Annotated in this window: 5 protein-coding genes and 2 pseudogenes; 6 read left to right on the top strand and 1 reads right to left on the bottom strand. The window is 44.0% G+C overall.

The window, feature by feature from the left end; all coding sequences use genetic code 11:
- A partial coding sequence (locus tag AC1TO8_RS23355) for a beta strand repeat-containing protein (protein ID WP_482057984.1) occupies positions 1-1,890 on the top strand: 1,890 nt, incomplete at its 5' end.
- A 308-nt stretch (positions 1,891-2,198) separates the two neighbouring features.
- On the opposite strand, the pseudogene AC1TO8_RS23350 reads toward AC1TO8_RS23355, so the two are convergent.
- A pseudogene (locus tag AC1TO8_RS23350) lies at positions 2,199-2,489 on the bottom strand (transposase); the annotation flags it as partial.
- A gap of 173 nt (positions 2,490-2,662) precedes the next feature.
- Between AC1TO8_RS23350 and AC1TO8_RS23345 the strand changes: the two are divergent.
- The 5 genes and pseudogenes from AC1TO8_RS23345 to AC1TO8_RS23325 all read left to right on the top strand — a co-directional run bounded on the left by AC1TO8_RS23345 (position 2,663) and on the right by AC1TO8_RS23325 (position 7,380).
- Positions 2,663-3,397: pseudogene (locus AC1TO8_RS23345) on the top strand (AAA family ATPase).
- A 424-nt stretch (positions 3,398-3,821) separates the two neighbouring features.
- Positions 3,822-4,493 (top strand): GntR family transcriptional regulator, encoded by a 672-nt coding sequence (locus AC1TO8_RS23340; protein WP_482057983.1) that lies wholly within the window; start codon positions 3,822-3,824, stop codon positions 4,491-4,493.
- A 21-nt stretch (positions 4,494-4,514) separates the two neighbouring features.
- Positions 4,515-5,681, top strand: a complete 1,167-nt coding sequence (locus AC1TO8_RS23335; protein WP_482057982.1) for an amidohydrolase — start codon at positions 4,515-4,517, stop codon at positions 5,679-5,681.
- A gap of 21 nt (positions 5,682-5,702) precedes the next feature.
- Entirely contained in the window at positions 5,703-6,746 is a 1,044-nt protein-coding gene (locus AC1TO8_RS23330) for a methionine ABC transporter ATP-binding protein (RefSeq protein ID WP_482057981.1), read from the top strand.
- Positions 6,721-7,380, top strand: a complete 660-nt coding sequence (locus AC1TO8_RS23325; protein WP_482057980.1) for a methionine ABC transporter permease — start codon at positions 6,721-6,723, stop codon at positions 7,378-7,380. The genes AC1TO8_RS23330 and AC1TO8_RS23325 overlap by 26 nt, the downstream gene beginning before the upstream one ends.

Here is a 7,380-nt window from a genome sequence, read left to right as displayed (position 1 = left end):
GGAGCAACAGGTGCAACCGGAGCAGACGGAGCCACAGGAGCAACGGGAGCAGATGGAGCAACAGGTGCAACCGGAGCAGACGGAGCCACAGGTGCAACCGGAGTAGACGGAGCAACAGGTGCAACCGGAGCAGACGGAGCCACAGGTGCCACCGGAGCAACTGGAGAGACTGGAGCAACAGGAGCAGACGGAGCCACAGGAGCAACCGGAGCAGACGGAGCAACAGGTGAAACCGGAGCAGACGGAGCAACAGGTGAAACCGGAGTAGACGGAGCAACAGGTGCAACCGGAGTAGACGGAGCAACAGGAGCAACCGGAGCAGACGGAGCCACAGGTGCCACAGGTGATACAGGTGCCACAGGTGATACCGGAGCAACAGGTGATACCGGAGCAACAGGTGATACAGGTGCCACAGGTGATACCGGAGCAACTGGTGAAACAGGAGCAACTGGCGATACCGGAGCAACAGGAGATACCGGAGCCACAGGTGATACCGGAGCAACTGGTGATACAGGTGCCACAGGTGATACCGGAGCAACAGGTGATACCGGAGCAACAGGTGATACCGGAGCAACAGGCGATACCGGAGCAACAGGCGATACCGGAGCAACAGGTGATACCGGAGCAACAGGCGATACCGGAGCAACTGGAGATACCGGAGCAACAGGCGATACCGGAGCAACAGGTGATACCGGAGCCACAGGCGATACCGGAGCAACAGGCGATACCGGAGCCACAGGCGATACCGGAGCAACAGGTGATACCGGAGCAACTGGAGCCACAGGTGATACCGGAGCAACAGGTGATACCGGAGCAACTGGAGCAACAGGCGATACCGGAGCAACAGGTGATACCGGAGCCACAGGCGATACCGGAGCAACTGGTGATACAGGTGCCACAGGCGATACCGGAGCCACAGGTGATACCGGAGCAACTGGTGATACAGGTGCAACTGGAGCAACAGGCGATACCGGAGCAACAGGTGATACCGGAGCAACAGGCGATACCGGAGCCACAGGTGATACCGGAGCAACAGGAGATACCGGAGCCACAGGTGATACCGGAGCAACAGGCGATACCGGAGCAACAGGCGATACCGGAGCCACAGGTGATACCGGAGCAACTGGTGATACAGGTGCAACTGGAGCCACAGGTGATACCGGAGCAACAGGTGATATCGGAGCAACTGGTGATACAGGTGCAACTGGAGCCACAGGTGATACCGGAGCCACAGGCGATACCGGAGCAACTGGTGATACAGGTGCCACAGGCGATACCGGAGCCACAGGTGATACCGGAGCAACTGGTGATACAGGTGCAACTGGAGCAACAGGCGATACCGGAGCAACAGGTGATACCGGAGCAACAGGCGATACCGGAGCAACTGGAGATACCGGAGCAACAGGCGATACCGGAGCAACTGGTGATACAGGTGCCACAGGTGATACCGGAGCAACTGGAGATACCGGAGCCACGGGAGATGTCTTTACCGATGTAAATGCTTTTGCTGCTAATACTTCTGGTGCAGTAATTGCAGTTCTCCTTGGTGGTACTAGTATTCCGCTTCCTGATGATCATATTTTAAACGGAATAACAATTAATGGAGCGAGTACAATCATCACGATCCCAACTGCTGGAACGTATATGATATCTTATCAAATCAACCTGACTGCAGCTTTAGCTGTAAATTCACAGCTTCTAATTAATGGCACAGCATTGACGCCTTCGATTGTCAATCCACTCATAAACTTATCAAGCTTTAATAGTACCGTTATAACGGTTCTAGGGGCAGGAACTACTGTGCAATTGCAATTATTCGGTCTACTAGGTGCGGCAACGCTACTTGGTGGCGGTGTAGGTGCGGCGTTAACGATCGTTCGAGTTTCATAAATAAGGATTCCTTCTAAAGAGGATTTTCTCTGCAGACTGTAAATATTCACTACGTAAAAACATTAAAAAAACGTATGTTCTGTCATAAGAACATACGTCTTTTTTCTGCCTCGAGAATAGGATGAATCTTATGGTTTAGTTAAAGACTCGAACCTCAAAGGTGGATGCATGTAAACAGATGCCTCAATGTAGCTAGGGTTGTATAGTGAATCGTTATGCCACAATCATTCAGATCGATGGTCCATTGTTCTGAAAAAGGGCTCACTCTTCCATCTATGTCTATATAAACTGTAGTATGCATCGCTTCTTTGCCAGCTTAAAAGGATACTATGGCTAGCAATATTAAATATAGCAGCCGTTTCTCTTGCTGACGTCCCATTCTCGTTCATATAATGAAGTACGTCTAGTTTATCCTGTACAGAATACAGTGTATAGCCCTCTTTAAAAGCCTCATCACCATGATGTTCATATTGTTTAATCCATTTGATGAATACGGAATGATGGACACCGATTGATTTCGCAATCGTCTTAAGACTTTCTACTCCATTTAGATAACGGCTGACTGCTTGTCTTTTTTGATCTGTACTGAACTTGGTCATAGAAAAACTGCACCTCCAATTGTTAGTTTTGTCTAACAATCGGGGTGCAGTTCACAGAGAAGTCGGTTTTTTAATGTCAAATTGTAGAAGGCGACTATGGTAACATAAGAAGATCAGTATATTACAATGATTATATTTTCTGCATGGCAGAAAAATGGTGGGGAGAGGGTATCTTGTTCTTACGAAGTCTAGAGATTATGAGGAAAAATGACATTAACGATAGCGACTATCCGTTTTCTATTTCAGCTATAAAGAATCTGGACACTCTTGAATTCAAGAGCAATATTACCTTCCTTGTTGGAGAAAATGGTTCAGGAAAATCGACTATCCTAGAGGGAATAGCCTATCAATGTGGGTTTAATACGGCAGGTGGTGGAAGGAACAACACCTATGAGGTAGATGCTGCTCAATCTGTCCTAGGTGATCATATACGCTTGTCTTGGATGCCCAAGATTACAAACGGATTTTTTCTGAGAGCGGAAACCTTTTATCAATTTGCATCTCATCTAGATACTATGCCAGAGAGTCTGAGATCTTATGGGGGTCTATCCTTACATGAGCAATCACATGGTGAGGCTTTTCTGTCTCTCTTTAACAATCGTTTTGGGAAAAAGGCAATCTATTTACTAGACGAGCCAGAGGCAGCACTTTCACCAGCACGGCAATTAGCATTATTACGTATCATGAAGGATTTGGAAAATGAAGCCCAGTTCATCATAGCAACTCATTCTCCGATCCTTCTTGGTTACCCAGATGCACAGATACTTAACTTCGATGAACACCCCGTTGGGGAAATTAGGTATTAAGATACATTACACTACATTATCACTAGACGTTTTCTCGAAAATAGAGAGTCAGTACTTCATGAGCTATTCAGTGATTCAGATGATGAAAGTGATGATGAGTAACTAATACAGCATGCAAGTGGTAACTGACACACCTCCAAAAATATTAATGGGTCGTAAAAAGAAACCCGAAGGATTCTTTAAAAAGTCCCCTATAGAATAGACCTTATAAAAGGTCTATTCTATAGGGGACTTTTCATTTGTGGTTGTAGTTTTTTTATGTTGAGAGTGCACTTATTTGTTAATACCCACTTGACTAGGTGGAATAATAGGAATATAGTATAAAAAAGCTTGATTGGGATGAAATAAATTTACAAATAACAATGTATTCAACATATTAGATTTTATAAAAGTAATATAGGCTAGGCGTGGCAACGTGGTAAAGATAAAGAGTGGTACTGAAATTAAAATTAATAATTGTATACAATTATACAAATATATTGTTGGGTTCGTACCTTATAGATGATTGATGAGGAGTAGTAAAGATATGGTGATACGATCACGAAGGTTGTCAAAGGATAATACCTACTATGCATTAAAAGAAAAAATTATTGATAGTGAGTTAGAGCCGAACCAACCTGTACATGAAGAAAATTTAGCAGCGCTAATCGGGGTCAGTCGCACGCCACTAAGAGAAGCAATACAGAGATTAGAGATCGAGGGTTTTCTCGTGCGGCAGCCGAATGGAAGGCTACGGGTAGCTTCAGTAACCCTTAAAGAGGTTGAAGAAATATTTCTTATTCGCAGCATGCTTGAAGGCTATATTGCAAGAAGTGCAGCTAAGCATGCTACAGATAAGGATATTGTCAATTTAACGACGTTGATCACAAAAATGAAACAATCCTTCCAGCTTGGCGACAGTCAGAATTTTGTATCCTACGGCTTTGAGTTCCATGATTATTTATCTGAAATCAGTGAACTGAAAACATTCGAGAAAGTTCTGAATCAACTAAGAGATCATTCTCTTCGCTATTGTCGATTCGTCTCCATGCATGGGGATTGGAACACGCAGGCAGATGAAGAACATGATCTTATCTTGCAAATGATAGCTGACAAAAATGAAGATGGTGCAGAAAAAGCCATGCGTGATCACATTTTAAGCAGTCTATCTACTGCGCTCGAGCGTATTAAAGGGATTGAAGAAAAATTGGAAGCATAACGAAAGGGGAGCACTTCACCTATGAATCCACTAAATGAGGTTGATCAAGCTTTAGCAAATCAATTAATAGACGTTCGAAGAAATTTACATCGTGAGCCTGAACTAGCATATGAAGAATTTAAAACGACAGAGAAACTACGGAAGTGGCTGACAAATGCCAATATTCATATTCTAGACCTCCCGTTACAAACCGGACTTATCGCAGAAATTGGACAGGGTGACGGTCCCATTGTGGCCATTCGCTGTGATATTGATGCACTTCCGATAGAAGAACAAACTGAATTGCCTTTTGCCTCTGAGATTCCTGGAAAAATGCATGCATGTGGTCACGATTTTCACACGGCTACTATTTTGGGTGCTGCCTTCTTGTTGAAGGATCGTGAAAGTGAATTACCTGGAAGGGTTAGAGTGTTGTTCCAGCCAGCAGAAGAAACAGGACACGGAGCGGAAAGTGTTTTAGCATCAGGAGGTCTCGAAAGTGTAGCTGCTATATTTGGTTTACATAATTCACCAGACTTACCTATAGGTGTGTTTGGAACAAGAACGGGAGCTTTAACAGCAGGTGTCGATCGGTTTGAAATCACTGTAAAAGGTGTCGGCGCTCATGCTGCTACTCCTGAAAAAGGTGTGGATAGCATTCTGATTGCGGCTCAAATCATTACAGCGTTACAAACCATAATAAGCCGCCAAAACAGTGCTATGGAGCCGATTGTGTTAAGTGTTACCAGAATTAACGGGGGCTTCACATGGAATGTATTACCGGAAAAGGTTGAATTAGAAGGTACGGTTCGAACTCATAATGAAGAGATTCGTCGCCTCATTCCCATCCAAATGACTCGAATAATTGAAGGGATTGCTGCAGCAGCTGGAGCAGAGGCACAATTGCATTGGTATCCAGGTCCACCAGCAACTATAAATGATGGCGAATGGGCTGACTTTACTAAAGAAATCGCCTTGCATGCTGGATATGATGTACACGATATCCCACCGCAAATGGGAGGAGAAGATTTCTCATTATATTTACAGCGGATACCGGGTGCTTTTGTAAATATAGGAACCGGACCGGCCTATGCTTTGCATCACCCTCGATTCGATGTTGATGAGGCTGCGATATTACCAGCTGCTAAATATTTTGCATCATTGTCAGAACAAGCACTGTTGAAGCTGATAGAGAATCCTAAATCCTAAATATGACTGGGGGGAATGTAAATGATTGAATTAAAGAATGTTTACAAAACATTCACTCGGAAAGGGATCACTATTGATGCGCTGAAAGGGATCGATTTAAAGGTCGAAAAGGGCGATATATTTGGAGTTATCGGCTATAGTGGTGCGGGGAAAAGCACATTAATTCGGTTAGTCAATTATTTGGAAAGACCCACTAAAGGACAGGTGATGGTTGCTGGGCATGATTTGGGAACATACAACGATAAAGAGCTACGAGCTGCTAAGAAGAATATAGGCATGATTTTTCAACATTTCAATCTATTAGAATCTAAAAAAGTATTTGATAATGTGGCAATCCCCCTCGTTCTACTAAAAAAGAATAAAAATGAAATACGCCAGCGGGTACTGGAGCTGCTAGAGTTTGTTGGATTAAGTGACAAAGCGGGGAGTTATCCGAGTGAATTATCAGGTGGACAGAAACAGCGTGTCGGAATTGCTAGAGCGCTTGCCTCGAATCCGTCTATCCTTCTATGTGATGAGGCGACTTCTGCATTAGATCCACAGACGACACATTCTATTCTACAGCTTTTAAAAAAAATCAATGCTGAATATAACATTACAGTGATGATCATTACACATGAAATGTCTGTCATTCAAGAGATTTGTAACAAGGTGGCGGTGATGGAAGAGGGCCGGATTATTGAACAAGGAAGCGTTCTCGATGTATTCGGACGTCCCAAACATCAGGCTACGCAAAATTTCGTGAAGACGGTTATTCAAAATAGCATTACACCAAGCGTACAAAAATCCATCAAAACAGAACCCGGAAGTCTGATTTATAAACTTAATTTTGTGGGGGAAAGGGCCTCTGAACCTATCCTGTTTGAGATGATTCGCTCCTATGATATAAAGGTCAATATTTTATTTGCGAATACGACGGAGATTCAAGAAACAACATTGGGAACAGTGATTATTCAATTCGATGGTGAGACATCAGAGATTAACAATGCTTTATCTTTCTTGACAAGAAATGGAGTAGGCGTAGAGGAGGTAGAATCTAATGTTTTCGACAACAGTAACAGGTGAGCAATTTATGAAGGCGATTATAGAAACGATTCAAATGGTAGGCATCTCCTTGTTTGTGGGCTCCCTGATAGGGATCCCATTTGGGATATTTCTTGTAATCACTCGTCCTGGTGGGGTGTTGGAGAACAAAGCGCTTTACGCCATACTAAATCCGATTATCAACATCATTCGTTCTTTGCCTTTTATTATTTTACTAGTTGCGATTGTGCCTTTCACACGATTGATTGTTCATACTTCGATTGGGACAAGCGCAGCGATCGTACCGCTCATTATCTATATCGCACCTTATATAGGACGTTTGGTAGAAAACTCCTTGCTTGAAGTGAACCCAGGAATTCTTGAAGCTGCTGAGGCGATGGGGGCTACTCCATTTCAAGTCATATGGTACTTTTTGTTGCCAGAGGCCGTTGGGTCATTAATCCTGTCTTTGACAACGGCGACGATTGGTTTGATAGGTGCAACTGCAATGGCCGGAACGGTAGGTGGCGGCGGCGTCGGAGACTTGGCTATCGTATATGGATACCAACGATTTGACACTGTTGTCGTAGTAGCCACCGTGATTATTCTTATTATTTTAGTGCAAGGCATTCAATCTTTAGGCAACACGCTAGCAAGAAAAATTCGCCGTTACTAG

This window comes from Paenibacillus sp. Y859 (genome assembly GCF_056786405.1).
This window is presented reverse-complemented; position numbering and strand designations above follow the sequence as displayed.

What these genes read in the sequence shown, in the direction of transcription:
- AC1TO8_RS23335 (WP_482057982.1), top strand. Translation starts at nt 4,515, where the DNA reads ATGAATCCACTAAATGAGGTTGATCAAGCTTTAGCAAATCAATTAATA.
- AC1TO8_RS23325 (WP_482057980.1), top strand. Translation starts at nt 6,721, where the DNA reads ATGTTTTCGACAACAGTAACAGGTGAGCAATTTATGAAGGCGATTATA.
- AC1TO8_RS23330 (WP_482057981.1), top strand. Translation starts at nt 5,703, where the DNA reads ATGATTGAATTAAAGAATGTTTACAAAACATTCACTCGGAAAGGGATC.
- AC1TO8_RS23340 (WP_482057983.1), top strand. Translation starts at nt 3,822, where the DNA reads ATGGTGATACGATCACGAAGGTTGTCAAAGGATAATACCTACTATGCA.